This is a genomic window from Aquiflexum sp. TKW24L (genome assembly GCF_023502205.1).
In the GTDB taxonomy this organism is placed as follows: domain Bacteria; phylum Bacteroidota; class Bacteroidia; order Cytophagales; family Cyclobacteriaceae; genus Cognataquiflexum.
This window is the reverse complement of the sequence record NZ_JAMFLG010000097.1, coordinates 1-604: the sequence shown is the minus strand read 5'-3', so window position 1 is coordinate 604 and position 604 is coordinate 1. Positions and strand designations below refer to the sequence as shown.

General features: G+C 37.1%; 1 protein-coding gene. It reads left to right on the top strand.

Annotated features, from left to right (window positions below; translation table 11 throughout):
* Nucleotides 1-562, top strand: a 562-nt coding sequence (locus tag M3O96_RS21925; protein WP_249725490.1) for a transposase, incomplete at its 5' end; no start/stop codon positions are given.
* Nucleotides 563-604: the final 42 nt, after the last annotated feature.

Below are 604 nucleotides of genomic sequence, written 5' to 3'. Positions count from 1 at the left end.
TTACAGAATGGAAGGCGATATTACAGACCTGAATCTCAGACAAAAAAACAGTCTTAAGAAAAATGAAGTCGCCTTCGATGCCAGAGAATTATTACGAATAATTGTAGGTGTAGATCTCTGCAAACTGGACAGTATAGGCGAAATCACAGCTCTTGAATTAATATCAGAAATAGGTACAAATATGAGTTGTTGGAAGAGCGAAAAACAATTTAGTGCTTGGCTAAACCTTGTACCCAATACAAAGATAACGGGCGGAAATATCATCAGCAGTAAAATGCAAAAAAAGAAGAATCAGGCAGGTCTGGCACTACGCATGGCTGCCAGCAATCTGACAAAAAGCAAATCCTATCTGGGAGATTATGCAAGGAAAATGCGTTCCAGAATAGGTAAAAAAGGAGCTGTTATAGCATCGGCACATAAATTATCCAGAATTATTTTTGCTATGATAAAGGATAAAAAAGAATTTGACGATAAAGTCTTCAAAACAAACCAACAAAGAGATAAAGAACAGCGAATCCGCTATCTGGAGAAACAACTCCAAAAGCTGAAACAGGTCGCTTAGTAACATTTACGGTGCTAGTTATATAGTAGACAAAAAGTGACA